General features: G+C 41.1%; 19 protein-coding genes. 8 read left to right on the top strand and 11 right to left on the bottom strand.

Translation table 11 applies throughout. The features are described 5' to 3' along the window. Positions 1 to 80: 80 nt before the first annotated feature. Complete coding sequence (locus V7K60_RS00870; RefSeq protein WP_334922181.1) at positions 81 to 977, top strand: nucleoside triphosphate pyrophosphohydrolase family protein; 897 nt, start codon at positions 81 to 83, stop codon at positions 975 to 977. Positions 978 to 1,052: 75 nt separating this feature from the next. Further along, a complete protein-coding gene (locus V7K60_RS00865; protein ID WP_334922179.1) occupies positions 1,053 to 1,811 on the top strand; it encodes a Uma2 family endonuclease in 759 nt (252 codons plus the stop codon). Here V7K60_RS00865 and V7K60_RS00860 read toward each other — a convergent pair. The 7 genes from V7K60_RS00860 to V7K60_RS00830 all read right to left on the bottom strand — a co-directional run bounded on the left by V7K60_RS00860 (position 1,808) and on the right by V7K60_RS00830 (position 7,224). Beyond that, positions 1,808 to 2,410 (bottom strand): Uma2 family endonuclease, encoded by a 603-nt coding sequence (locus tag V7K60_RS00860; protein ID WP_334922178.1) that lies wholly within the window; start codon positions 2,408 to 2,410, stop codon positions 1,808 to 1,810. The genes V7K60_RS00865 and V7K60_RS00860 overlap by 4 nt on opposite strands. Positions 2,411 to 2,458: 48 nt before the next feature. Beyond that, positions 2,459 to 4,054, bottom strand: a complete 1,596-nt coding sequence (locus V7K60_RS00855) for a DHA2 family efflux MFS transporter permease subunit (RefSeq protein WP_334922176.1) — start codon at positions 4,052 to 4,054, stop codon at positions 2,459 to 2,461. 168 nt (positions 4,055 to 4,222) lie between these two features. Further along, entirely contained in the window at positions 4,223 to 5,482 is a 1,260-nt protein-coding gene (locus tag V7K60_RS00850) for an MFS transporter (RefSeq protein ID WP_334922174.1), read from the bottom strand. 252 nt (positions 5,483 to 5,734) lie between these two features. Further along, a complete protein-coding gene (locus V7K60_RS00845) occupies positions 5,735 to 6,001 on the bottom strand; it encodes a hypothetical protein (protein WP_334922173.1) in 267 nt (88 codons plus the stop codon). Then, positions 5,952 to 6,212 carry a hypothetical protein gene (locus V7K60_RS00840; protein ID WP_334922171.1) on the bottom strand — a complete coding sequence of 87 codons (261 nt, stop codon included), beginning with the start codon at positions 6,210 to 6,212 and terminating at the stop codon, positions 5,952 to 5,954. The genes V7K60_RS00845 and V7K60_RS00840 overlap by 50 nt, the downstream gene beginning before the upstream one ends. Positions 6,213 to 6,245: 33 nt before the next feature. Beyond that, complete coding sequence (locus V7K60_RS00835) at positions 6,246 to 6,416, bottom strand: hypothetical protein (protein WP_334922169.1); 171 nt, start codon at positions 6,414 to 6,416, stop codon at positions 6,246 to 6,248. Positions 6,417 to 6,528: 112 nt separating this feature from the next. Continuing rightward, positions 6,529 to 7,224 carry a pentapeptide repeat-containing protein gene (locus tag V7K60_RS00830; protein WP_334922168.1) on the bottom strand — a complete coding sequence of 232 codons (696 nt, stop codon included), beginning with the start codon at positions 7,222 to 7,224 and terminating at the stop codon, positions 6,529 to 6,531. A 777-nt stretch (positions 7,225 to 8,001) separates the two neighbouring features. Between V7K60_RS00830 and V7K60_RS00825 the strand changes: the two genes are divergently transcribed. Next, positions 8,002 to 13,731: a PAS domain S-box protein gene (locus V7K60_RS00825; RefSeq protein ID WP_334922166.1), complete on the top strand. Its 5,730-nt coding sequence runs from the start codon at positions 8,002 to 8,004 to the stop codon at positions 13,729 to 13,731. A gap of 466 nt (positions 13,732 to 14,197) precedes the next feature. On the opposite strand, the gene V7K60_RS00820 is transcribed toward V7K60_RS00825, so the two are convergent. The 3 genes from V7K60_RS00820 to V7K60_RS00810 form a co-directional block, all read right to left on the bottom strand. Then, positions 14,198 to 15,844 (bottom strand): ABC1 kinase family protein, encoded by a 1,647-nt coding sequence (locus V7K60_RS00820; RefSeq protein WP_334922164.1) that lies wholly within the window; start codon positions 15,842 to 15,844, stop codon positions 14,198 to 14,200. Between the two features lie 31 nt (positions 15,845 to 15,875). Beyond that, on the bottom strand, positions 15,876 to 16,136 hold the full coding sequence (gene yidD, locus V7K60_RS00815) for a membrane protein insertion efficiency factor YidD (protein WP_334922162.1): 261 nt from the start codon (positions 16,134 to 16,136) through the stop codon (positions 15,876 to 15,878). A 114-nt stretch (positions 16,137 to 16,250) separates the two neighbouring features. Continuing rightward, the gene (locus V7K60_RS00810; RefSeq protein WP_334922160.1) at positions 16,251 to 17,315 is read right to left on the bottom strand and encodes a mannose-1-phosphate guanylyltransferase; all 1,065 of its coding nucleotides are present in this window, start codon (positions 17,313 to 17,315) and stop codon (positions 16,251 to 16,253) included. 115 nt (positions 17,316 to 17,430) lie between these two features. Between V7K60_RS00810 and V7K60_RS00805 the strand changes: the two genes are divergently transcribed. The 3 genes from V7K60_RS00805 (at position 17,431) to V7K60_RS00795 (ending at position 20,572) form a co-directional block, all read left to right on the top strand. Further along, positions 17,431 to 18,951, top strand: coding sequence for an LCP family protein (locus tag V7K60_RS00805; protein WP_334922158.1), 1,521 nt, complete (start codon positions 17,431 to 17,433; stop codon positions 18,949 to 18,951). 127 nt (positions 18,952 to 19,078) lie between these two features. Then, a complete protein-coding gene (locus tag V7K60_RS00800) occupies positions 19,079 to 19,585 on the top strand; it encodes a pentapeptide repeat-containing protein (RefSeq protein ID WP_334922156.1) in 507 nt (168 codons plus the stop codon). A gap of 762 nt (positions 19,586 to 20,347) precedes the next feature. Next, the gene (locus tag V7K60_RS00795) at positions 20,348 to 20,572 is read left to right on the top strand and encodes a hypothetical protein (protein WP_334922154.1); all 225 of its coding nucleotides are present in this window, start codon (positions 20,348 to 20,350) and stop codon (positions 20,570 to 20,572) included. A 229-nt stretch (positions 20,573 to 20,801) separates the two neighbouring features. On the opposite strand, the gene V7K60_RS00790 is transcribed toward V7K60_RS00795, so the two are convergent. Continuing rightward, positions 20,802 to 23,819 carry a GAF domain-containing sensor histidine kinase gene (locus V7K60_RS00790; RefSeq protein ID WP_334922152.1) on the bottom strand — a complete coding sequence of 1,006 codons (3,018 nt, stop codon included), beginning with the start codon at positions 23,817 to 23,819 and terminating at the stop codon, positions 20,802 to 20,804. 454 nt (positions 23,820 to 24,273) lie between these two features. Between V7K60_RS00790 and murJ the strand changes: the two genes are divergently transcribed. After that, the gene (murJ, locus tag V7K60_RS00785) at positions 24,274 to 25,878 is read left to right on the top strand and encodes a murein biosynthesis integral membrane protein MurJ (protein WP_334922150.1); all 1,605 of its coding nucleotides are present in this window, start codon (positions 24,274 to 24,276) and stop codon (positions 25,876 to 25,878) included. Between the two features lie 153 nt (positions 25,879 to 26,031). Next, positions 26,032 to 26,544, top strand: coding sequence for an outer membrane beta-barrel protein (locus V7K60_RS00780; protein WP_334922148.1), 513 nt, complete (start codon positions 26,032 to 26,034; stop codon positions 26,542 to 26,544). Positions 26,545 to 26,711 lie beyond the last annotated feature (167 nt).

Raw genomic sequence — 26,711 nt, 5'->3', positions numbered from 1 at the left:
TTTTTATTCATCATCAGATTTATATTTCATCCTTCAGAGAATCACTATAATCAACAATTTTCCAATTGGAGATGTCTATTATGAGTTTTTCTGAGTATCAAAAACAAGCACTGAATACAGACCAAATTCCTGCTGTCGAAGGTACTGAACTAATCATACCGCTACTAGGTTTAGTGGGTGAAGTTGGCTCATTGATGACTGAGTATAAAAAACATTTACGCGACGGTGATGCACACAAACTATTTAAAGAAGGCATTGCGGAAGAATTGGGAGATATGCTTTGGTATATTTCCAATTTAGCAAGCAAATTTCACCTTAATTTGGAAGAAATTGCGGAAGATAATCTGAGAAAGTGCCGTGACCGATGGGGATGGAGAGATTCAGCACAGATAGATGATAAAGCTACAACCTACATATTTGACAATGATTTTCCCGAAAATGAAAGTTTACCACAAAAGTTTGAAGTAGAAATTACGGAGGTAAGCAAAGATAACTCAATCAAAATGAAGGCATTTATCAACAAACAACAAATTGGAAATGACCTTACCGACAATTCCTATACAAGCGATGGCTACCGCTTTCATGATGTTTTTCATTTTTCCTACGCCGCAGTTTTAGGTTGGTCGGTAGTCACTCGTAGTATTCTCAAATGTAAGCGAAAAAGCAATCCCCCCATTGACGAGGTTGAAGACGGTGGTCGTGCAATAGCTATTGAAGAAGGTATATCAGCACTTGTATTCGCCTATGCCAAAGATCACAGTTTCTTAGAAGGCGTTTCAACATTAGATTACCAACTATTGAAGACTATCAAAAATATGACATCTCATTTAGAAGTTTCTCAATGTTCGTTGGGTGATTGGGAGAAGGCGATTCTGATGGGCTATGATGTCTGGCGACGGGTAGAGAAAAATCGGGGAGGAACGGTAATTGTTGACCTTAATGCACGCTTAATAACTTATAAAATGGGACTAACCTGACACCAAAGGCAAAGTAACAACAGAATAACTCAACGGATAATAAACAAAATACAAATATAATCTTGGTTAAAGCCTATGACTTCCCTATCGGCATTAACTTTACCTGACCACACCCAGTTACCAGACTCAGATGGTACATTTGTGAAAAACTGGCAAGAGCATCCCCAAAGTATCTTACTTACTGACTCGATTAAACTTGTCTTAGAGGAACTTCATCCTGATAGTCAATATTGTATTGGGCAAGATTTAGGTATCTACTGGCGATTGACAGATCCTCCAGAGAAAGGGGCTGAAGCACCAGACTGGTTTTATCTATCCAATGTACCACCGACCCTTGAAGATAAAATACGGCGTTCTTATGTGCTGTGGAAAGAGTACGTCGCGCCCTTGATTGTGATTGAGTTTGTCTCTGGAGATGGTTCAGAAGAACGAGATAACACACCGCCATTTCAAGGGGAAGGTGGAAATGTTGGTAAGTTTTGGGTTTATGAGCAGGCAATTCGAGTGCCTTATTATGGAATTTATGAAGTAGCAAAAGCGCAAGTGGAAGTTTACCATCTAATTGATAATACTTATCAACTGATGAAACCTAATGAACGGGGACATTATCCAATTGTTCCTATGGGTGTAGAGTTAGGAATCTGGCAGGGTTTGTATCAAAATGCAGAGTTACCTTGGTTGCGGTGGTGGGATGCACAAGGAAATTTACTGCTAACAGGTGAGGAACGTGCTGTAATTGAGCGACAAAAACGGGAGAGAATTGTAGAGAAATTGCGATCGCTCTCTGCTGAACAACTCAACGCTTTAGAAATTGACCCAGAAATGTTAGATTAGGAAATATTCTCATCTATCAATATTACATCTTCATATATTTCTGCGTAGGCGTAGCCCGCCGTAGGCATCGCACAAAGAAAATCAACGCTACCTAAATGCACTTCTTCGCCTTTTTCATAAGGGTAAAGTACCCAATGTCCTTCCTGATTGTGGCGGAAGCATTCGACACTCATTCTGTCTGGTGAAATTAGCACATATTCTTGTAGTGATTCTAAATGTCGGTAACTAGCAAATTTCTTGCCTCTGTCATAGCCTTCTGTTGATTCAGAAAGCACTTCGATAATTAAGCAAGAATAGCACTTAAAATATTCAAATTCTTTATCTCGTGCATCGCTAGTCACCATCACATCAGGATAAAAATAGCGATTTATGACCTCAATTTGTGCTTTCATGTCTAACATATAGACACGGCAACCACTACCCCGGAGATGGTTTCGCAGCAGGGAAAACAAGTTTCCTACTACAGTAATATGAGCATCACTTGCCCCTGCCATTGCGTAGACTTGCCCATCAATATACTCGTGTTTTATTTCACTTACTTTCTCGCCTTCTAAATACTCTTCTGGGGAGATATAGTATTTACTCTGGCTAATGACCATTTTAGTACCTTAGTAGTTGTATCAAACATTTTAACTGATACAACAAATCTAATGAGCGACAGCGCCACCACTTGGCTTCACCTTTTTGAGGAATAAAATAGCAATCCCACTGAGTAACAAAGCAATACCAATAAAGTAGAAACAATCGTTAAAAGCCATTACAAATGCTTCCCGGCGGACTATATTAGATATAGATGCGATCGCTTGATTTTGGGCTGTACTTAAATCTGCTCCGCGGCTAATAAAATACTGCGTCATTTGGTCGATTCGCTGTTGAGTTTCTGGATTATATAAAGATACTCCATCACCCAATCTATTTGAGTGAAATTGCTCTCTATTTGCTAATAAAGTCGCTAAAGAAGCAATTCCGATAGAACCGCCCAAATTCCGCATCATATTAAATAAACCACTTGCCGAACCTGCTTCTTTCGGACTCAAACCAGCAGTGGCAATAGAACTAAGCGGCACCATGATTAGGGGTTGTCCCATTGCACGCACAAATTGCGACCAGCGTAATTGATCTAATCCTGTTTCATTAGTCATTCCAGAGTTCATAAATGCACTGATGGAAAACAAAGTCACACCAAAAGCTACCATGAAACGCACATCAATGCGTTGCATCAATTTCGGGATGAGGGGAATAATAAACAGTTGGGGAATACCAGCCCAAATTAATACTTCACCAATTTGCAGAGCATTGTATTTTTGAATTTGGGCGAGATACAACGGTAAAATATAAATTGAACCATACAATCCTACTCCCAGCGACACATTGACAATACTGGCTAAACCAAAGTTCCGCCTAAGCACAAGCCGTAAATTAATAAATGGTTGTTTACGAGTTAATTCTATAAAGAAAAATATCGCCAGAAAAATTACTGCAATTACACTTAAGCGCACAATTAACGCTGAACCAAACCAATCTTTACGGCTACCTTCTTCTAAAACAACTTGCAGGGAACCTAAGCCAATAGCCATTGCAATAATTCCCCACCAGTCACCTTGTTTGAGTAAATTAATTTGGGGTTTTTCTGGCTTAATTCCGTACCAAACACCAGCCAGCATTAATGCTCCTGGAATTACATTTATATAAAAGTTGTATTCCCAACCAAAGTTTTCGGTTAACCAACCTCCTAATGTTGGGCCAATTGAGGGTGCAAAAACTGCACTAAACCCAAATGCAGCTAACCCAACTGATTGTTTTGATTGGGGTAAAGTTGTTAAGACAACTGTCATGGCTGTAGGAATTAATACTCCTCCGCTAAAACCTTGTAAGGCGCGAAAGAAAATCATGGAATTAAGATCCCACGCCCAACCACAGCAAATAGAAAAGAAGATAAATAGTGCAGTATTGACTAATAAATAACGTTGCAAAGAAAATACTCGTGACAACCATCCTGTTAGAGGAATTACCACAATTTCTGCAACGAGATACGCCGTAGAAATCCAAGAACCTTCTTCGAGAGTTGCTCCTAAACTTGCTTGAATATCTTGCAGCGAAGCATTAGTTATTTGAATATCCAATACCGCCATAAATGCACCAAGCATACTGGCTAATATACCAATCCAGGTTTTTAGCGGTACACGCTCTGGTGGTAAAGCAGGATTTTGCCCTTGCTGACGAATTACACCTGTATTAGCCATAACTTTGTTCCAGTTTAAAGGTTAAGTAGCAAAAAATATTATTTTAAATTTTATACTAATATATTCTTTGCCTCGGCGTGAGCTTGAATTAGCAACGCTAAACATTAAAAAATACTTGCTATAGAAGCCCAATAAAGATAAATCTAAATTTAACTGCGGTTATTTATCTTAAACTTCTGGAGTTGTGATAATCCCCTTTTGCTCATAAATTGGCCGCATTATTTTCCTTAAAGCAGGCAACTGTCTGCTAAAAATGATTGACCCTAAAATACAAGCTATGCCATCAATCATTAAAGTGTTAGGAGCGCCAATATGACTTGCTAATAAACCTCCTAATAAATTACCCACAGGAATCATCCCCAAAAATGACATTGTGTATAAGCTCATCAATCGCCCGCGTTTATCTTCTTCAACAATGGTTTGTAAAAATGTGTTGCTAGCAGCAATTTGGAGAATTGTTCCTAAGCCAACGAATAACATTGTAAACAAAGAAAGTGGTAAAAATCTAGACAAAGAAAAGGCAATTAAACCAGTTCCTAAAATTGCTGGAGCTAAGGCAATCAATTTCCCAATTCCCAAGATTGTTTGGCGCGTAGCTAGATAAATACCACCAGTTAAGGCTCCAACTCCAGATGCCGCCATCAAAAAACCTAAACTTTCTGCACCACCTTTGAGAACTTGTTCGGCAATAACTGGCACGAGAATAGTGTTTTGCAGCCCCATCAGGCTGACTAAAGCTGATAGCAACAAGACGGATCGAATCGGTGAGAAGCTAAAGGCATATACAAATCCCTCTTTGACTTTTTGTAAGGGATTACCCTCAGTTACCGAATTTTTCCAAGGTTTAACTTTCATTGCCAATAAAGCGGCGATTACAGCAACATAGCTCAAACCATCAATTAAAAAACAATAGCCAGTTCCAACGCCAGCAATTAATAAACCGCCGATCGCAGGGCCAATTAATCGCGCACCGTTAACCATCGTGGAGTTGATAGCGATCGCATTGGCTAAATCTTCTCTGCGTTCAACTAATTCTGGCACAAAAGCTTGGCGGGCTGGCGCATCCAAGGCGTTAATAAACCCTTGAAACAAACTCAAGGCGATGATCTGCCATACCTCAATCACTCCAGTTAGCGCCAGCACTGCTAATGTTAACGATTGAATCATCGCCAAGACTTGCGTACCAATTAAGGTACGATACCGAGAAAAGCGATCTACAAATACTCCGCCAAAGGGAGCTAAAAAAAAGTTAGGAATTTGACTAGAAAATCCCACAACTCCTAGCATTAATGGGGATTTTGTCAAGTTATAAACTAGCCAAATTGTGGCAAGTTGCGTCATCCACGTCCCAATTAGGGAAATACCTTGTCCGGCAAAAAATAGCTGGTAGTTTCTTGACCTTAATGCAGGTAGTAGCGATTTTTTCATGTCAGGCTTGTTTTATACCAATCTGCTTTCATAGATATCATCTCACCTCATCTCTATACGCCTCTCTTTAGATGTAGGAGAATGCCATAGGCAGAAAGAGGTTTTTCATCTTGTTTACAGGCAATTTCGTATTTAATCATGTCCGGTTGATTACTTACTAAACCCCAAGAACCCCACCCCGCCAAAGCTACGCTTTGTCTCCCCTCCCCGCAGGCAGGGAGGGGCTGGCTTTCAAGGGCAGGTTTTTATTTATTAGGCAGAAGAGAAGTTGAGATTAGTAGTCCAAGGTTGAGGGAAAAAGTGACCAAAAGGGAGAGGCTGACCCAATAACAAAGCAACGATAACTTTGATGAAACCACGACGGAAACAACTCAAAAAGCGTGTGGGTTGGAGAGCAGGCGGTAAATTATCTGCCAGATGATTTGCTGGTAAATGATCATAACTACTACCAGTGTTGCTAGCATCAGCCTCACCAGCAACACTTACTAACCATAAGATTGCCCTTGGCGTTGGCTGCACCAACGCCAAGGGCGAACGCTAACCAATGACGTTCAGCACGTTTGGGATTAGTCATTTTGGTTAAATGCCAGTCTAAACCACCACGTTTAGTATCCTTGAAACAGCACTCCATCCAAGAACGCATTCCATACCAGATGCTAGAGGCTTCAAGCGGGGGAAAATCAGTCACTCTCAGCCACGGGTCAGCATAGCCCCTGCGTCTCGATACCATTCCCTCAATCTTTGCCGGACTGTATTTTCTTTCTCACCCAGTAGTTCTGCTAAAAATACTGCTACTGTTGTTAGACCAAGGGAAAAGCATCATTCCCATTCCAAAACTCCACATTGCCAGTAGCTTTGCCTGTGGCTGACTTAAATGTCGTAGCTTTGCGCTAACGATCGCTATCGAGCTGTTTAAACCTGAATACTCGTTCATGACCAGCTTTATGTCACGATGTTTTATTCTATCTTCTACCCTTTTCTAAAAACCTGCCTTTCTAAGGGGGGTTGGGGCGGAACTGACTAAAGGTAATACTGGAGTTTGGCGATCATTGTTGAGCAAAAGCCAAGTCACTTTCAATTAATTTGGCATTTGTTAGGTTAGCCCCACTCAAATTGCACAAGTGAAAATTTGCCCCTCTTAGGTCTGCTAGTGACAGATTAGCTCCTGTTAAATCTGCACCAGTGAGGTTGACTTCACTTAAGTTAGCACTACTTAGGTTAGCCCCCTGAAGTGAAGCTTGTTGCAGGTCTGCCTCGCTTAGGTTTGCCCTCATCAAGTATGCTTTACTCAAATTGGCTCCACTTAAATTCGCTTGACTTAGGTCTGCTGCTGTTAAATCAGCTTTACTGAGATTGGCTTGACTTAAGTTTGCCCAACTTAACGAGGCATAACTTAGGTTAATTTCACTCAGCTTCATTGATGCAAGTTTTGCACACTTCAAATTAGCATTAATAAAATTTCTTTCTCCGATTGCATAACGGCGTAAAATTTCATTAGTTGTTACTCTGTCTAAAACAGCTTTTGATGCGCCTTGATAACACCATGTAGCTTTTAATAGTTTGGTAGCAGTGTTAACAGCTATCTCATCACCAGAAGCCATAATTACACCATTGCAGCCATCCCATTGACCGTTAAGCATTAAAGCAATCTCATTAGCGGCAGCAATTGAGTCAAATAGTAAAACAAATTCTTTATGCCGTTTTAACCAGTTATTCCAACCAATTGAGATAATATTTTTCATTTCTATAAATTTTGGCCTTTTCAGACGATTACGGCTCTAACTATTCTCTCTAGTAAGTAATTTAATAAAATAAGAATCTAAAAACAGTTGGGTAAACCGTACAAATATAGGTTGGATTTACCGTATCAAACAAAAAAGGATGAAAAGCTTGAGAATAGTTAATGTCAAAGTAAGTAGGCAATCATAAATTAAACTATATTATGTAATGTAAATTTAATTAAATTCGCTTTTAGCTAGAAGCTCTAGCCCGATGCTAAGGGTTAGATTGACAAAGATGTTGCGCGTAGCTTGCCGTACGGAAGACTGCTAACGTTTTTGGCGTCTCCCCAATACAAAGGACTACGGTGTAGACACAAGTAGAAAAAAGCTCAATTTTCCATTGTTCTCAGATATTATCTCGTTCTTATACAGAGCATGGCAATGGCTGATTAAGGGCTGCTACCTCTAGTCAGACATTGAGTCAGAGACTCAATGAATGCATTGCCAGTCGGAGACTGGGAACGAGTCAAGCCTCATCAAGCTAGGTTTTTAGGACTTGTGTGTACACCGTAGCCTTGGCTGTTTGGGATTCTTCGGATTTAATTAAGTAATGAAGCGGACATGATATAAACAGTTATCCTGCTTTATCTGCAACTTTTTTATACACCTGGCGCTGAAGTATGGTTGTAAGCGACGATGATTTTATTTACAATCTGGTGACAGAGTTTTGCTTTCTGATTTCATGTTCACTTTTATTCAAGAAATTCTTCCTGATTGAAAATTAACTTAGTAACTGATATGGATGCTCAAAAAATAAAAATTTTATTAGTTGATGACAACTTAGAGAATTTACATTTTTTATCAGACATCTTTCAACACCAAGGTTATCAGGTAGAAAGTATCATTTCTGGGCAATTGGCAATCAATAGGGCACTTGCTTCTCCCCCAGATTTGCTTTTGCTAAATGTTCTCATTATCAAGAGGGATGATTATGAAGTATGTCAATATTTGAAAGCTAACGATCAAACTCAAGAGATTCCGATAATTCTTTTCGGAATTTTCGATGATTTTTTTGAAAAAATAAACGTCTTAAATTTAGGCAATATTGACTATATTACTCAACCATTTCAAACTAAAGAAGTTTTATTACGCGTCCAAAATCAACTTACTCTCCAAAGACTGAAAAAACAGTTAAAAGAAAAAAATTCCCAACTGCAACAGGAGATTAAAGAGCGTCAACAGATTACAGTTGAGTTCAATATTCGCAACAGACAAATAGAAGATATTTTTAAAGAAATTCCCATTAGCATTAGCAAAGCCTTTTGTAGAGAAGTTTATCAAAGCGAACGCCTTGCAGTCGAAGCCGCCCTCAAGAAGAGTGAAAGTCAGTATCGGCTCCTAGTGGAGACATCCCAGGACATGATCTGGTCGGTGGACATTGATGGAGTAATTACCTTTGTCAATCCAGCAGTCAAACAGATTTATGGCTACGAACCCCAAGAAATGATCGGGCGTGCCTTAATTGATTTCATCTCACCTACACAAGTTGCTCAAGATAAAGTAGCCTTTGAGCGTGTTCTTCAGGGAAAGTCTATCTTTCAGCATGAAACTACCTGTGTAGCTAAAGATGGTACCTTACTTTATCTAATGTTGAATGCGATCGCATTACGCAACGAAGAAGGTCAGGTTATAGGCATGACAGGCACTGCTAGTAATATTACACAGCGCCGAGGGGTAGAGAAATTACTCCAAGAAAGCGCGATTAAGCTCCGCAATCATAATCTAGTGCTAACACAATTGGCACAAAATCAGACGCTTTATCAGGGTGATTTGAAAGCAGCTTTGAGTAAAATCACGGAAACAGCGGTTAAGAATATTGGCATGGAACGAGCTAGTGTCTGGCTGTATGACGAAACAGGCATGAAAATCCAGTGTTTTGATTTATTTGAGGGCAGTCGCAATCAACATAGCGAAGGACTTTTCTTATCAGCGGTAGACTATCCAATTTATTTTGCAGCTTTGCAACAAAACCAACCAATCGCCGCAGATGATGCTCATACCGATCCCAGAACTAAAGAATTTTCTGCCTCTTACTCAAGATTAAACATCACCTCTATACTCGATACACCCGTTAGGCTGGAGGGAAAGACCGTAGGAGTTTTATGTCTGGAGGCAGTGGGAGTTACTCATCATTGGACGCTAGAAGACCAAAATTTCGCTCGCTCTCTGGGTAATTTAGTATCCTTGGTATTAGAGGCAAAAGAACGCCAACGCGCAGAAGCAGCGCGACGGGCTTCTGAAGAAAAGTTAGCGTCAGCTTTCCGGTCATCTCCTGACCCAATTGCCTTAATTACTGTTCAGGGCAAACGCTACATCGAAGTAAACGACAGCTTTTGTCGGTTTTTTGGTTATTCTCGCTCTCAGGTAATCGATCGCACCGATGAAGAATTGCATATTTGGGTGAATCCAGAAGAATATAATTTTCTCACCAACATCCTGCAACAAACAAAAGCTATCCGCAACTATGAGATTGATGTCTGCACTTCAACAGGAGAAATCAGGACAACACTGTTGAGTGCAGAAATGATCGAGATTGATGGGCAATGGTACGTACTGGGAACCGCAAAAGATATTACTGAACGCAAGCAGGCAGAAAATGAAAGCCGTTTGTTACTGTTGACAACCCAAGCGATCACTCGCGCCAGTGATGTCAACAGCGCCTTAGCAGTGGTCTTGCGCTTAATTTGTCACACCATTGGCTGGGATTTTGGTGAAGCATGGATACCTAATGAAGATGGGACTGTTTTAGAACATAGTCTGGGTTGGTACGGAGAGGAAAGCAGTTTAGAAGAATTTTGCCAGCAAAGCCAAACGGTAAAATTTGCTCTAGGAGTGGGATTACCAGGAAGAGTTTGGCAGAGTCAAGAACCAGAATGGATAGAAGATGTTTCTAAAGTTACACAACCAGTTTTCTTGCGATCGCCACAAGCCGCAAAGGTAGGATTAAAAGCTGGTTTTGGTGTTCCTATACTGGCTGGGAGCCAAGTATTAGCTGTTTTAGTATTTTTTAAACGTAGCTCAGTATTGGTAGATCGGCGTTTGCTCTTGCTAGTCAGTGCTGTTGCCGCTCAGTTAGGTGGGTTAATTGAGCGCAAAACCCTAGAACAAGAATTAGCACTCAGAGAAGCTCGTCTCAATGCCTTTTTTAGCAGCGCTCCTGTCGGCATGAATATTGTAGATAACCAGCTGCGGTTTGTGCAGATCAACCAACTGCTAGCGGAGATTAATGGATTACCCCAGCAAGATCATATTGGCAAGACTATCTATGAAGTCTTACCCCACATCGCCCCTTTAATGGAACCAATTTATCAACAGGTTCTGGTGACTGGTGAACCCATTATCAATCAAGAATTGAGCAGCGCATCAATTAAACAACCAAATATTATCCGCCACTTCTTAGCTTCTTATTTTCCGATTGTTGGTGAAGACGATCGCCCCTCCGGTGTCGGCACAGTTTTAGTAGAAATTAGCGAACTACATGCAGCGCTACGCGAACGCAAACGCGTCGAACAAGAAATACGTTTAGCCAACGAACGCCTACAATATCTGCTTACCTCTAGCCCTGTAGTCATTTATAGCAGCAAAACATCAGAGGATTTTAGCACTACTTTTATCAGTGAAAACGTTAAAGAAATGGTGGGCTACGAAGCGCGGGAATTTATCGATAACTCCAGTTTTTGGCTTTATCGCGTGCATCCACAAGATATTGAACTGATCTCGGAAAAATTTTCCCACCTTGTTGAGCAAGAGTGCATTTCCTATGAATACCGCTGGTTACACGCTGACGGAACTTATCACTGGTTCTACGAAAAGATGAGGTTAATTCGTGACGAAGCTGACTACCCTATAGAATGCGTTGGTTATTGGGCAGACATTAACGATCGCAAATTGGCAGAACTAGCTTTGCAGTCAGGTCAGCAACGATATCAGCTTCTAGCAGAAGCCTCACCAGCTTGTATATTTCATACTGATGTGGATGGCAATGTTTTATATTTTAATCAACGCTGGAGTGAAATTACTGGATGTAGTTTAGAAGATTCTCTAGGAACAGGTTGGGCAAATGCCGTACATCCAGACGACCGTGAGCAGCTATTGTTGGCATGGAATCAAGCAACAGTCGCCAAGTCAACCTATAAGTACGAACATCGTTTCTTGCATGATGATAGTACAGTCGTCTGGGTAATTTGTCAGGCTTTGCCAGAATTTAGAGATAATGGAGAACTTAAAGGCTACATCGGTACAATTACAGATATTACTGAGAGAAAATTGGCAGAAGAAGCCTTACGTGAGAGTGCAGAGCGAGAAAGAGCGATCGCTCAAGTGATTCAAAGAATGCGCCAAACACTGGATTTAGAGACGATATTTGCGGCTACAACCGAAGAATTACGCCAAGTACTCAACTGCGATCGGGTTGTTGTCTATCGTTTCAATCCCGACTTGAATGGGGAATTTGTTTCTGAATCAGTGGGTAACGGTTGGATTTCTCTCATAGAAGAACACAACAATGACCCTCATCTCACAGAAGGTGTTTTACAAGATGGGCGTTGCCTAGCGAAAATTTTGGATAGCGGGGATAAGCAGGTGGAATATCCCGATCTGCAAGTAACCCCAGGCGCAAGTTTCCTCTGTGTCCCAGACATTTACAATGCTGAGTTTCATCCTGCTTATATCAACCTCTTAGAGCGCTTTCAGGCCAAAGCCTACATTATTGTTCCGATTTTACATGGTAGTCAGCTTTGGGGATTACTAGCGAGTTATCAAAATTCCGATCCCCGCCAATGGAAACCAGGAGAAATCAACATCGTAGTTCAAATTGGCAATCAGTTGGGTGTTGCTTTACAGCAGGCACAATTGCTAGCGCAAACTCAAAGGCAGTCACAAGCATTGCAAGAAGCTGTAATCATTGCTGATGCTGCTAACCGTGCCAAAAGCGAATTCCTGGCCAACATGAGTCACGAACTGCGTACCCCACTCAACGCCATCCTCGGTTTTACCCAAGTCATGAGCCATGATCGTGATTTATCAACTGAACATCAGCAAAATCTAGCAATTATCAATCGTGCTGGCGAACATCTCCTAAATTTAATCAACGACATTCTGGAAATGTCTAAAATCGAAGCTGGTAGAATAACCTTAAATCTCAACAGTTTTGACTTAATTCGCCTCTTGGAAAACCTCGAAGAGATGTTGCGCTTCCGCGCCACCTCCAAAGGATTGGAATTAGTTTTTGAATATACATCTCACCTTCCCCAGTACATCCAAGTTGACGAAAGTAAACTGCGTCAAGTATTGCTTAACCTCCTGGGAAATGCAATCAAATTTACCGATACTGGAAGGGTAACGCTGCGGGTGGGGATGGGGACTGAGGATGGGGACTGGGGATTGGGGAGCAGAGGAGCAGGGGAGGCTGGGAAGCAGAGGAGAATAATTAATCCTCAATCTCCAATGCCCAATGCCCCATGCCCAATGCCCCATGCCCAATCCCTAACCTTCGAGGTACAAGACACTGGTCGCGGTATTGCCCCACAAGAAATTGACTTGCTATTTGAAGCTTTTGGGCAAACTGAAACCGGAAGAAAATCGCAACAGGGAACAGGACTAGGTTTAGCAATTAGCCACAAATACGTGCAACTAATGGGAGGAGATATTAGCGTCACCAGCACTATTGGCGAGGGAAGTAAATTTGCTTTTGATATTCAATTTGGTCTAGCCGCAGCCAGCGAAATCCAGATCAAACAAACTAGACCCCAAGTTATTAGTTTAGCGCCTGCTCAAAGTGAATACCGTATTTTAGTGGTTGATGACTCCACAGACAGCCGTTTAGTGCTAATGAAAATTCTGACATCTATCGGTTTTGCAGTCCAGGAAGCAATAAATGGCATTGAAGCGATCGCACTTTGGCAGACATGGCAACCACATCTGATCTTAATGGATATGCGGATGCCAATTATGGATGGCTACGAAGCCACAAAAGTTATTAAAACTAGAGAAGAAACTTCAAGCCAAAATACCGAATCCCAAATCCCCAATTGGAAGACTATTATTATTGCCTTAACTGCTAATGCTTTTGAAGAACAACGAGAGGCAATAATCAAAGCGGGTTGCGATGATTATATTAACAAGCCTTTCCGCGAGGAAGAATTATTAGAAAAGTTGAGCGAATATTTGGGAGTTCAATATATTTATCAAGAAGAAAGCTATCAGCTAACAAACCTAAAGCAACAAAGACCAAAATCAATATTGACGCTCACGGATTTAGTGAATCTATTATCTGAAATGTCGCCTGAATGGGTAAAACAGTTGTACACTGCCGCAGCTCAATGTAGTGATGACCTGATTTTAGAATTAATTGAGCAAATCCCTTCAGAAAATGCTGTACTGCAAAATTTTATTAGGAATTTAGCTCATGATTTTCAGTTTGAGAAAATTATGGAATTGACGAGTATTGCAGGAGTATTATTTAGTTAATAACAATTGTGGCAAAAGCGACAATGCAAACCTATGTTGAACTATAAAATTGTACGCTAAAAGCTGAATGCGACTCTGAAAGTACCCCATTTGCGCAGCAATACGCTTGGGTTAGCACCAAAAAGCTTAAACTCTGTAGGTTGGGTTGAGGAACGAAACCCAACATTTATGAGGCTTTGTTGGGTTGCGCTTTGCTTAACCCAACCTACAATTTTTCACAAATGATCCGCGCAGTACCAAAGCCAAACCTGAAGTCCAACAAGCTTAAGAAAATTGGCAGAAATAATTCAAGTGTTACTATGCTACTTGGTAACGGATTGATATGTACGGTATTGGTGCAAAGCCGGAGATGCTCCGCCTCCGGTGAGGATGAAAACACTAGGAGTCATTCAATTTTAGATTTTAGATTTTAGATTTTAGATTTTTCCTTCAATTTAAAATCCAAAATTTAAAATTAAAAATTATTTTACCGTAAACGTCCCGATCGCAATGTACTAATAATTAACCACAAACCCAATAAACTAGCGACTGCAAACAGGATAGTGCTTAAAAAAGATAGCTGAGTTGTCTGCGCTCTGGTAGAAATAATTGCCGCACCCATAATCAGCGAACCCACTAAAATACTAAAAGATAGTCGGTTAGCCGCATCATCCATAGTGCGCCGTACACCATCTAAACCCCGCAGCGAGAGATTCCACTGTAAGGTTTCTGAGGTAACTCGGTCTAATAATAGTTCAATTTGGCGGGGAGATTGGAGAGACAGACTTTTAATATCCAAGGCTGTCCGTAATAGTGATCGCACAGGATTATCCCCTATTAACTGGCGACGAAATATGTCTGTAATTAATGGTTTGACTTCATCAAAAAAATTAAGCTCTGGGTTGAATGTCCGCGCTACTCCTTCTAAATTTGCTAGGGTTTTGGCATACAAACCCATATTACTAGGCAACCTAATTTTATTGTTGCGGGCAACTTGTAAAACTTCATAAATTATCTGACTGAAGTTTATTTGTGTGAGGCTGACGTTGTGATACTTACGTAACATGCGATCATAATCATTTTCTAACCGCGACAAAATTACTGGTTGAGCAGAATCTGATAGCTGCAAAGTTAACTGAGCGCACCTTTGAGCATCTAAATCAACGATCGCTAACAACATTTCCGTTAATATCTGCTGTGTTCGGGGATCGAGTCTTCCCACCATGCCACAATCTAAGAGAGCGACACGCCCATCTTTGAGATAAAACAAGTTTCCTGGATGGGGATCGGCGTGAAAAAAGCCATCAATATATAGTTGCTGGAAAAATACCCGAAATAACAAAGTAGTTATTTCTTTACGCTTTTCGGCAGGATCTTTAACGTTGGGGTCATTATCCAAATCCGCTGCCAGGAACGGCACTCCATCCAACCATTCCATCACCAGTAATTTTGCTGTGGTCAATTCCCAGTTAATTTCTGCAACCACTATTTGTGTGGGATCGTACCAACGACTCTGAGATAAGTTGCGCCGCAGTTGGTCTGTAAAACCCGCTTCCCGTGTAAAATCTAACTCGGCTTCTAAGGCTTTAGTAAATTCTTCAGCAATGGATTTGATTTCGTAGGTTTGCCCAAAATCAGTTCGCGCCACTAAATCGGCAATACCTTGAATTAAAGCAATATCTTGGGCAATAGTCAGATCAATTCCCGGACGTTGCACTTTCAAAGCGACTTCTCGACCGTCTGCTAGTGTAGCTCGATGTGTCTGGGCAATTGATCCGGCTGCGACTGGGATCGGGTTAACTGTGCTGAAGGTTTCTGCTAGTGAAAGTTTTAATTCTTTACGAAGGATTATTTCTATTTCTGACCAAGGAACTGGTGGTACTTCATCTTGTAGAGTTGACAATTCCTCAATATAGGAGGCGCTCAGTAAGTCAGGGCGGGTAGACATTAACTGACCAAGTTTAACGTAAACTGGGCCTAAATCTACCAGAATATTTTTTAAAACCGCAGGTGTTGGAAGTTGAGGTTCATCAGCTTTGCCACCAGTAAGTAACCTTCGCATATAGTCCCAGCCATTGCGAAGGAAGACTTCAAGGATTTCTCGTTGACGGGGAACAGTTTGGGTGAGGAACATTTTTGTAAAAAACTGCCAAGAGGCAGAGGAGTTAAAGAGGTAGGCAGCAGGGGATGACAATACAACGGAAATCGGCTCTAGTTTTCATGCTTGTTAAAGTGTTGCTAGCTGCCGCACATTCTTGAAATCTTTTTAAGGATGATTGTACGGCTTGGTGGAGCTTCTGTTCACTCAGGATTCGCTTGACGTAATTAGAGCAGGAATCCCCACCGTGTAATAAGCGATGGGAACAAGAAAAACCTTTGGACGGAGAAATATATTTTTGATAGGCAGTAATAGAATCGATTGCCATTGTCTTGGCCAGAGGCTCAAAGTTAATAATGTCCATAACTGTCAGATAAAATAACGGACAGTCAAGTTATAATGGGAAAATAGACTTTTTCGCCTCTGCCAAGGGTTCTAACTTTTATAGCAGGTCAGTAAATCGGGAATCGCTTTGGAGAATTTTAAGGATCTGCTTGATTTCCTGGGTACGTTCTTTTTTAACAACGAGAGTGATATTGCGATCGCGCACAATCACCACATCCTCTAAACCAATAGTAACAACTACATCTTCTGGATTTGAGGCGTAAATGATCGCCCCTTGCGTATCTAAACCTACGTGAGTAGCGAGTTCCACATTGGGAGTCTCTTCTGTTTTCAGTAAGCGTTCGATCGCATTCCAATCTCCTAAATCATCCCAACCAAAATCAACTGGCAAAACGTATGCTAGAGTGGTCTTTTCCATTAACGCATAGTCTATACTCTTCTTAGGCAACTGGGGATAGATATCAAGACCATGTTGTTCTAAAGGTTCGATAATTTCTGGAGCATGGGTATATAGTTCCTTGAGAACAACCCCTGCCCGAAAAACGAACATTCCACTATTCCAGCTAAAACGTCCCGTAGATAAAAAAGTCTCTGCCGTTTCCCGGTCGGGCTTTTCAGTAAAACGGTTCACGTGATAAGCTGGCAACTCATTAAAGCTACCTATTTTTTCACCTTGCTCAATGTAGCCGTAACCGGTTGATGGAAAAGTAGGCTTGATCCCCAGTGTAACGATCGCTGCTGTGCTTGTTGCCAGTTGCGTAGCTGCATTTAATGTGTGTGCAAACGCCTCTTGGTCAGCAATCCAGTGGTCAGCAGGGAAAAAGCCAATCACAGCGTCTTCTCCATAGCGCTGTTTGATTTCTAAACTTGTCCAAGCAACGGCTGCGGCAGTGTCTCTTCCTTCCGATTCAATCAGCAAGTTTTCAACTGGTAAATCGGGTAGTTGTTGTCTTACGCCTTCAGCTATCTGACTAGAAGTGATAACCCACAAGGAATCCCAACCGCCACCGAGTTCAATCAATCGATCGGCGGTTGCTTGTAATAGACTTCTAGAGCTACCATCAAGACTTAAAAATTGCTTGGGTCGGTCTTTGCGGCTTAGGGGCCAAAAACGTTCACCTTTACCACCAGCTAGGATTACGGGGAACAATAAAGTATTCATGTTGTCATACACGCCTACCGAAGAACATTACAAGTTTACAGTGAGCTTTTCCACTGGCAATATTTGTAGCTTGGATTAACATACTTTTAGGGAGTGGTTGAGTGGGGAGATAATTGTGATAAAACAAGTCGAATGGTCGGAAAATCCGGTTACGTCTCAACAAGTAGTAGAGTTTGAAAGTGACGTGCGATCGTCGCAACTTCAACGGACAGAAAATCAAGTAACGCCAGTACCAGTAGCCGACTCAGAGGAGGAGGTTGAACTAAACCAGCCAGCGAATCCGAACCACCGTAGCGTCGTCGAATCTGTGGGCGCGATTCCCAATCAGCTTTCAGAGAGACTGGGCTTAACCATGCCTCGATGGCTGTTATGGTTTATGACGGTTGTCATTGGCATCATCTTATCTGGGCTGCTGGTGTCAACGTTAGCGCTGTGGACTCCTTTATGGAGCAATCTAGATCGAACAGATGACGATTTAGGAACTACTGCTAAAGACGAAGTAAAAATCCCATTACCAGGGGAGTTATGGGGCAAACTTTCCCAGTACAAGCTTTCACGTCCGATGAATATTTTAATCATGGGGATTGAACCAGTCAGCGGTACCGTTGATGGCTCACCAGAAAGCTTTGCAGGCAAAAGTGACTCCATGCTGCTGGTACGACTGAACCCTAGTGAAAAATCTGTAAGGGTGCTTTCCATTCCCAGAGATACAATGATAGCCATCCCCGAAAAGGGAGAAAAGGGATTAACTAAGGTATCTGATGCCAATGCCAAAGGCGGCCCAGTCTTGGCTGCACGGGTAGTTAGCCGTACCTTAAATAACGCCCCAATTGATCGTTACATCCGTATTTCTACCAGCGGCTTACGGCAGTTAGTCGATCAGTTAGGCGGAGTAGAAGTCTTTGTTCCCCAATCAATGGAATATAAAGACTCCAGCAGTCGGCTGTCGATTAATTTAGTTAGTGGCTGGCAAACCCTCAACGGCGAACAAGCAGAACAGTTTGCCCGATTCCGCGAACCAGGTTTGGGAGATTTGCCGAGAGTGCAGCGTCAGCAAGCACTAACAGCAGCTCTGCTGCAACGCTTAAATAGTCCTACCGTCTTACCCAGGTTGCCTCAATTAACTCGCCTAATGCGAAAATATTTTGATACCAACCTGAAGATGGAAGAAATGATGGCGTTGGTCAATTTCGGACTCAACCTAGATCGGGATAATTTCCAAATGACTGTGTTGCCTGGTACCTTTAGCCGCTTTAGCAAAGACCCTGATAGCTATTGGCTGAATATGACTGGACAACAGAGCCTGTTGAATGATTATGTTGGGGTAAATGTACCTGGTCTAAAATCAGATATGCGTCAGGTTCCTAACCTCAAAATTGCTATTCAAAATGCTTCAAATCAACCTCAGCTAACTGAAAAAGTTATTGCTTATCTCAAACAGAAAGGCTTTAATAATATTTACAAAGTGCCTGATTGGCCAGATACCCAACGTCAAACTCAGATTATTGTCCAAAAAGGCAACCGACGAGTTGGGGTTGATTTGCAAAAAGTCTTAGGCTTGGGTCAAATTGAGGTGTCTGCCATTGGTGATTTAGAATCCGATCTGACAATCCGCATTGGGAAAGATTGGAAATAGGCAAGAGTCATTAGTCATTAGTTATTGCTTAAATCACAAAGCGCAAAGTTTTGAGCGGAGGAAACCTCCGCTCAAAACTTTGTAAGAGAGGACTAATGACAAAGGACTACTGACAAATAATAAAGTTATGAAAAAGATTTTACTGCGCCTTTTAGGTTTGATTGTGATTTTACTACTAGCCTTTGGGTGGATAATACTTAATCCCAAACCGGCTTTTGCTCAATTAAACACAATTAATTACAACAATATAAATTTAGAAAATCGTGACTTTTCTCATGCTGATTTGGCAGGTGTAACTTTTGTCGCAGCAGAAATGCGGGGGACGAATTTTCAAGGAGCGAATTTAACCAACGCAATTCTGACTAAAGGAGTTTTATTAAAGGCAAATTTGGAAGATGCGAACTTGAGCGGCGCTTTAGTTGATCGCGCCACTATGGATGGTGCTAACCTGAAAAATGCTATCTTTACTGAAGCAACTTTAACACGCAGCCGCTTTTACGATGCTGATGTCACTGGTGCTGATTTTACCGATGCTTTAATTGACCGCTATCAACTGTCGCTGCTGTGTGAACGAGCCGATGGCGTAAATCCAGTTACGGGTATGTCAACGCGAGATAGTTTGGGTTGTAAGTAAAGAATCTCCGCGTTGAGCATAAAAACAGAGACATTTTTGCAAAAAAATGGAAAATACAAATTCTTTATTAAACTATGTATTATTTGCTATCGATTTGATTTTAATTTGGGATTTGGTCAGAGATAAAAATATACAAATTTATGAGCAAACACAAAATAAGCTTAAGTTTATTGTTCAACCAAAGTTACTTAGATTTATTGGGTTCTTTATTGGATAAATAGGTATAATTTATTTATATGTTATTTTTATGTTTCTACCTGTCACACAACTTGATTGTAACCGTATTTTACAAAATATAGATACTTCAAATATTCAGCAAAAGTCATCAAAAATTATATGTCAACTGATAGAATTTGACTTTTTTGGTTATCAAAAAAGCCAAAAACAAATTTCTGGATTAATTGGAAGTCGTTTATAAAAACAAACTACAACTGATAAAGAGGGAAAAATAATATATAAATATCAAGTTCAGTTATTAACTAAAACAGAAAGTATTCCGTTTAGATGAACTACTTACAGTGATTATTTTTCCGAAGAAGCGGAGTTGATCATATTAAAAATTAATAATTTCTTAGTACAACCTTTAAAAAAAGTTTAGTAGTTAAGCAAGATGATACTTTAGTCGGCTATGCTGCAATTGGCATAACCATATTTTGTTTATTATTAGGTTTATTAATTATAGCGTCAGGTTCATTTATCGACTTTAATTTTGATAAAGAGTCAAATAGCTTAAATATCAGCCGCTATAAATGGTTTGGAAAATTGGGAAAAGTAGTTTTGGTGTATTCGTTGAATGAAATTGTTGATATTAAAGTTAAAAGCTTTAATTCTGGCAAACATATCACAGATCCTCGATTTACCTTAATTTTAGAATCTGGTGAAAGCGTACTTTTGATTGGTTCCTATAATTCTGGGGGCTATAGTTCTGGGTTTGAAGAGAAACAAGAAATAGTTAAGACGATCAAAAGTTTTCTCGTTTCCAATTAGTAGCTGTTTATACTAATTCTGCCACTTTCTCAACATCAACTCTGCGATCGCATCCCAAAAAATGATCCTAAACTATAAAGAAAATAAATAAATTATATTGATTCAGGCGTTGGTGGATTAGTCTAATGGCATAACGCACGCAATGGCAGTTATGAGGCTTTCGGGGAACGGAGTAAGCCCTGGCTCCCCTATTTAAGATTGACTGAAAATTGTCAAAAATCAATCGCCTCTAATTACTGTTGGGAATTTCAATCAAAAATTCTGTTCCTTCTCCTGGTTTAGAAGAACATTTCATTTGACCATGATGTTTTTCAACTACTATTTGATGGCTAATAGACAATCCTAACCCCGTACCTTTACCTGGTGCTTTAGTAGTGAAGAAGGGATCAAATATATGCGATCGCACCTCTTCTGGAATCCCAAGACCATTATCAGCTATTTTTATTACAATCTGGTTATTAATAGCTTGCGTATTAATCCAGATAATCAAGGGTATTCTCGGACACGTTTGTAATAATTTCAAATACCTCTGCTGTATAGTGTTAAACTTTTCTTCTAATGCATCAATACTGTTACTCAAAAGATTCATAAATACTTGATTTAATTGTGCAGGATAGCATTCGAGCAAAGGTAAACTATCATATTGTTTAACAATCTCAATAGCTGGGCGATCGTTATTGTTTTTAAGGCGATGCCCTAAAATCAGCAAAGTACTATCCAAGCCTTCATGAATATCTACTGGCTTCAATTCAGCCTCATCTGTACGAGAGAAGTTTCGTAGTGATAGCACAATATCACAAATCCGCTCTGTTCCTACTTTCATTGACTCAAGGGTTTTGGGTAAATCTTCGATGAGAAAGTCCAAATCACTTTTGTCTATTTGCTCTTGGATAGTTGGCAATATTGAGGAATTTTGACGGTAAAGTTTCACTACCTTTAGCAGTTCTTGAGTATATTCATCTAAATGGATAAGATTGCCAAAAATAAAACTGATAGGATTGTTGATTTCATGGGCGACTCCAGCAAGTAGTTGTCCTAATCCTGCCATTTTTTCACCCTGAATTAACCTGGTCTGAGTTTGTTTTAATTCTTGCAAAGTCTGAGTAAGTTCTAAGGTTTGACGTTTAGTTTGCTCGAGTAATTCTGCTTGCTGAATCGCAATTCCTAATTGCACCCCAACTTGAGCCAGTAAATTAATTTCCTCTTCTTTCCAATAACGTGGTTGCGAATTTTGATAAGCAACTAATAATCCCCATAATTTTTCACCTTCCCGAATTGGAACAAAGGTTTCGTTACGCGGAAGTTCGTTATCATCGTCGGTGTCCTCAAAAGTTTGTATAATCATTGGTTGGGGTTGGACAACAGGTTTCCAACCATCTTTAAAGGAATCTGCTACAAATTTACCGCTCCAATCTGGGTTGAAGCGGTAAATTGCAACTCGCTCGACTTCAAGTAACTCTCGTACAGCGTGAGTAGTGGTTCTAAAAATAGTTTTAATATCGAGTGACTGGCGGATTTTATCAATGGTTGCAGCCAGCAGTTCTTGCCGTTCCATTGCTTTTTCACGTTCAGTAGCTTCTGCTAACTGGACAATCTGCATTTGAACTTGCTTTAAATAAGAATCCTGTTTTAATGCAACTCCCAATTGTTCGGCTATTTGACTGGTAAATTCAATTTCAGAGGGTTGCCAATAACGAGGAGCGGTGCATTGGTGAATACACAACAATCCCCAAAGTTCACCTTTTTTCAATAGAGGTGCGACCATATTTGCCCGCACTTGAAATTTTTCTAGGATTTGGACGTAGCAACCAGGGAACTTTCCTTGATAAATATCAGCGATCGCATTTACTCGACCTTGGGCGTAAAGGTGTGCAAAGTGTTCCCCAAAGCAATAATCATAAACTTTTTCTGCTATTACCGAGTTACACTCAGGCACAAAATCCTCAGAAATAAATTCCCCTTCCCAATTTTTTTGAGGGTCAAAACGAAAGACAGCCACTCTGTCTGCTTGCAGCATTTTCCGTGCCTCGGTGACAGTAGTTTGGAAGATTGTATCTAAATCTAGGGATTCCCGAATTCGAGTAATGACGCTAGTTAATGTCTTTTGTTGCTCTGCTTGGTACTGAGCATATGCCAGTAACTTATGGTGTCGCACTGCTACACCAATTTGTGTGCCGATTTTGCTCAGTGATTCGACTTCATAAGATTGCCACTCTCTGGGTGAGACATTTTGGTAGGCAGCGATGATTCCCCAAAGTTCATCTCCTTGGAGAATAGGGGCAGTAGCAAAGGCTTTTGCCTGAAATTGTTCCAACAGAGTGACATGGCAGTTTGTTAATCCGGCTTGGTAAATGTCATTGGCTGTAAATGTCTGGTTATTAACGTAACGCCCGCCTTGCGTCTGTTCTAAATAAGTATCAGCGATCGCAGGCTGAACGCCAACTAAAGGAGTGCAGCCTTCCGCAAATGATTCAGCAACAAAGTTACCACTCCAATCGGGATTGAAGCTAAAGATGGCAACTCGGTCAGCTTGCAACAGCTTGCGTATTTCTTGAGTTGTGGTTTTAAAGATGGTTTCAATATCAAGGGGTGAGCGAATTTCATCGACAATTTTAGCTATTACTTGGTCGCGCTGAACTGCTTGAGCCAATTTTGCAGCTTGCAATTTGACTTCATGGAGATGCTTTGCTTGTTGAATCGCAACAACAAGATGGTCAGCAATTTGACGAATAAACTCAATTTCTGATTCTTTCCAGTCACGAGCCTCACTGCACTGATGAATGCAAAGCAATCCCCACAGTTCCTTCTGGCGCGATAGAGGGACAACGAGGTTGGCATGTACCTGAAATTTACTCAAAATTGCCACATGGCAATCACTCAGTCCCGCCTTGTAAATATCTGCTACTGCTTGCACTCGACCTTGTTGATGATTGGCAGCAAATTGTTCTCCAAAGCAATGGTCGTAAACTTTTACTGCCATTGCTGAGTCCCAGCCAAGTGCGACATCCTCAGAAACAAATTCTCCCTCCCAGTTTTGTTCACGGTCGAACTGGAAGACTGCTACTCGGTCAGTATTTAGCAACTGACGCACTTGTGTAACAGTCGTTTGAAAAATTGTTTCTAAGTCAAGAGACTCCCGAATTCGGACAATTACACTCGCCAAAGCCTTTTGTTGCTCTAGTTGCTCTTGAAGTTGAGCGCTGGACAAGAGAAGTTGATTTTCCGTGAAATTTGAATTGGGTTCCATTGCTCTGGATTATGTAGTTTTTATACAAGGGTTCCTCATACCAAACTTCATAGGGTTAAAGGGTGTCAAAAGTATGACAAACTGCAAATCAAATTTTTACAGTGTTCAACTATTTCCCAGAAGATGGTTATTGTTATAGTTCCCCTTTCTCGATCTATCCTCGTAATGAGTTAAAAAATAATTCTTGGCTTGTACACAACAAAGGACATGACTAAGTTAGTGTTGCAGGGACAAATCAAAAAAGCGATTTGACCCCTTTTGAATCGTGTTCGCTGTATCATAGCAATCTCAGGAATTTAATTCTGGGGGTAGGCGTAGCCCGCCGTAGGGATCGCCTTGCCCTTGGCGTAGGCATTTAAAATTACTAATTTGTCAAAATTTACCTGACAGACTGCGGAATTTCAGGTTAAATGTTTTAAAGTATGCACTCTGCAAGAGTTGTCGGGTATTATTCGTGACACAACAAGATCAAAAACCCTCTCGTTCTTTCGCTGGAATTGCTGGCATAGTTGCCGCAGCCACATTAATTAGTAAAGTCTTCGGTTTAGTGCGGCAGCAAGCGATCGCTGCCGCATTTGGTGTTGGTGCTGCTGCCACCGCCTATAGTTATGCCTATATTATCCCTGGCTTTCTACTGATCTTACTTGGTGGCGTAAATGGGCCATTACACAGTGCGCTCGTCAGCGTTTTAGCCAAGCGTCGGCGAGAAGAAGTGGCTCCCCTAGTGGAAACCGTGACAACACTGGTAGGTGGAGTGCTGTTGCTGGTGACAGTGGCTCAAGTTCTATTTGCAGATGCGATCGTTGATTTAGTCGGTCATGGTTTGCAAGAAACAACCAGAGCGATCGCCATTCAACAACTCCGTATTATGGCACCAATGGCTTTATTTGCCGGCTTAATTGGCATTGGCTTTGGTACTCTCAATACAGCCAATCAATATTGGTTACTCTCTATTAGCCCTTTATTATCCAGTATTACCGTTGTTGGCGGTCTTGCTATCTTAGCAATGCAACTGGGCAAGGACATTATTAAGCCAGAGTACGCTTTAATCGGGGGAATGGTGTTAGCTTGGGGAACTTTGGCAGGAGCAATTCTCCAGTGGTTAGTGCAGCTAATTGTCCAGTGGCGGTTAGGATTGGGCACATTACGCCTGCGGTTTGATTTTAAATCTCCTGGCGTTCAAGAAGTCATTAAAATCATGACTCCGGCAACAGTTTCCTCTGGAATGATGCCTATTAATGTTGCTACTGACCTTTATTTTGCTAGTCCTATCCCTGGTGCGGCGGCGGGATTTAACTATGCCAATCTATTAGTCCAAACTCCCTTGGGGATTATTTCTAATATTATTTTGCTACCTCTATTACCAATATTTGCCAAACTTGCTGGCCCCGAAAATTGGCAGGACTTAAAATTACGGATTCGCCAAGGACTCCTACTCACTGCTTTCACCATGCTACCGCTAGGGGCGTTGATGGTGTCGTTATCTGTACCCATTGTGCAAGTGGTATATGAGCGCGGTGCTTTCAAGCCAGAAGCCACACAGCTAGTTTCATCCTTGCTAGTCGCTTATGGAATTGGGATGTTTGTTTATTTGGGGCGTGATGTTTTGGTGCGGGTATTCTATGCTTTAGGCGATGGACAGACACCTTTTCGCATCAGTATTTTCAACATTTTACTCAATATCATATTAGATTGGTTTTTGGTTAAACCTTTTGGCGCTCCCGGTTTGGTATTGGCAACAGTGGGTGTAAATTGCAGCTCAATGTTAATGCTGTTATGGTTGCTCGATCGCAAACTCAATGGTTTACCTTGGCGCGAGTGGAGTTTGCCGATTCTGGGTTTGGCTGCTGGTAGCGTAGTTGCTGGGGTAGCAAGCTATGGGACTTTGATTGGTTCTCAGCAGTTGTTAGGTAAAACTGGTTTACTGATTCTGGTGTTGCAATTGTGTGTATCTGGTTTCGTGGGAATTGCGGTGTTTGCGGCGATCGCTTCATGCCTGAAAATACCAGAGGTGAATATTTTTATATCTCGTCTACGTCAGCGCTTTTTGAAGAAATAACTGTTATCTAAATATTTCAGTTGTTACACCCAGGTGGGTGAGAAATAATTCAGCCACTTGGGTGAACCAGGTGCGTGAGGTTACATTTTGTAAAAAAAGAGATTCTAGTACTAGAGAACATTGATTTTACCTAACTCTAGTGAGAATAACTTTATGAAACTTACAAAATTAGCTGCCTCTTTCTTTGCTGTTACTTCCATTGTCCTCTCAGCCGGCATTGCATCTGCTCAAACAGCAGGTACTAACGGTAACTACATCGGTGCTGGTGTTGCTGTTGGTGCAACCAGTGGCGGACAAGAAAACGATGAAGCACAAATTGGTGGTAATATTCAAGGACGATATGCCGTTCCCAATGCCCCTGTTTCACTGCGGGGTTCTGTGTTGTATGGTGGTGATGCTGCTGCAATTATGCCCATAGTGACTTATGATGCACCCATCGCCAAAAATACTAACGTTTACTTCGGTGGTGGTTATTCCTTTGTAACTGACGAAGGTCAAAAAACCCCATTGGGCAATCGGAATTCACCTGTAGTCACCCTTGGGATTGAATCAGAAGTTAGCAAAAATGTCATTGCCTACGGCGATACTAAATGGGGTATTGACGCTTACAGAAATAGTGATGCTGATGCCGTCAGCTTCCAAGCCGGATTAGGCTATCGCTTCTAGTAATTACAAGCTAGAAAACGGCTTATTCGGAAGCTAAAGCAATGATGTTTACCAGCCGTAATAGTAATTCACTCAGGACTTACGCAACTGGCACAGCGATCGCCATTTAACAGTACATATATATTACTGAGAGTGAACGTCCAAAAAGGCTCTTGCTTAAATTAATA

The organism is Nostoc sp., from assembly GCF_036917555.1.
Taxonomy (GTDB): Bacteria; Cyanobacteriota; Cyanobacteriia; order Cyanobacteriales; family Nostocaceae; genus Nostoc.
The sequence above is the reverse complement of the archived record's forward strand: the minus strand, read 5'-3'. Positions and strand labels throughout refer to the sequence as shown.

Excerpts from the sequence above, each read along its gene's own strand:
- V7K60_RS00870 (WP_334922181.1), top strand. The coding sequence starts at position 81 with ATGAGTTTTTCTGAGTATCAAAAACAAGCACTGAATACAGACCAAATT.
- V7K60_RS00865 (WP_334922179.1), top strand. The coding sequence starts at position 1,053 with ATGACTTCCCTATCGGCATTAACTTTACCTGACCACACCCAGTTACCA.
- V7K60_RS00860 (WP_334922178.1), bottom strand. The coding sequence starts at position 2,410 with ATGGTCATTAGCCAGAGTAAATACTATATCTCCCCAGAAGAGTATTTA.
- V7K60_RS00855 (WP_334922176.1), bottom strand. The coding sequence starts at position 4,054 with ATGGCTAATACAGGTGTAATTCGTCAGCAAGGGCAAAATCCTGCTTTA.
- V7K60_RS00850 (WP_334922174.1), bottom strand. The coding sequence starts at position 5,482 with ATGAAAAAATCGCTACTACCTGCATTAAGGTCAAGAAACTACCAGCTA.
- V7K60_RS00840 (WP_334922171.1), bottom strand. The coding sequence starts at position 6,212 with ATGGTATCGAGACGCAGGGGCTATGCTGACCCGTGGCTGAGAGTGACT.
- V7K60_RS00835 (WP_334922169.1), bottom strand. The coding sequence starts at position 6,416 with ATGAACGAGTATTCAGGTTTAAACAGCTCGATAGCGATCGTTAGCGCA.
- V7K60_RS00830 (WP_334922168.1), bottom strand. The coding sequence starts at position 7,224 with ATGAAAAATATTATCTCAATTGGTTGGAATAACTGGTTAAAACGGCAT.
- V7K60_RS00825 (WP_334922166.1), top strand. The coding sequence starts at position 8,002 with ATGGATGCTCAAAAAATAAAAATTTTATTAGTTGATGACAACTTAGAG.
- V7K60_RS00820 (WP_334922164.1), bottom strand. The coding sequence starts at position 15,844 with ATGTTCCTCACCCAAACTGTTCCCCGTCAACGAGAAATCCTTGAAGTC.
- yidD (WP_334922162.1), bottom strand. The coding sequence starts at position 16,136 with ATGGCAATCGATTCTATTACTGCCTATCAAAAATATATTTCTCCGTCC.
- V7K60_RS00810 (WP_334922160.1), bottom strand. The coding sequence starts at position 17,315 with ATGAATACTTTATTGTTCCCCGTAATCCTAGCTGGTGGTAAAGGTGAA.
- V7K60_RS00800 (WP_334922156.1), top strand. The coding sequence starts at position 19,079 with ATGAAAAAGATTTTACTGCGCCTTTTAGGTTTGATTGTGATTTTACTA.
- V7K60_RS00790 (WP_334922152.1), bottom strand. The coding sequence starts at position 23,819 with ATGGAACCCAATTCAAATTTCACGGAAAATCAACTTCTCTTGTCCAGC.
- V7K60_RS00780 (WP_334922148.1), top strand. The coding sequence starts at position 26,032 with ATGAAACTTACAAAATTAGCTGCCTCTTTCTTTGCTGTTACTTCCATT.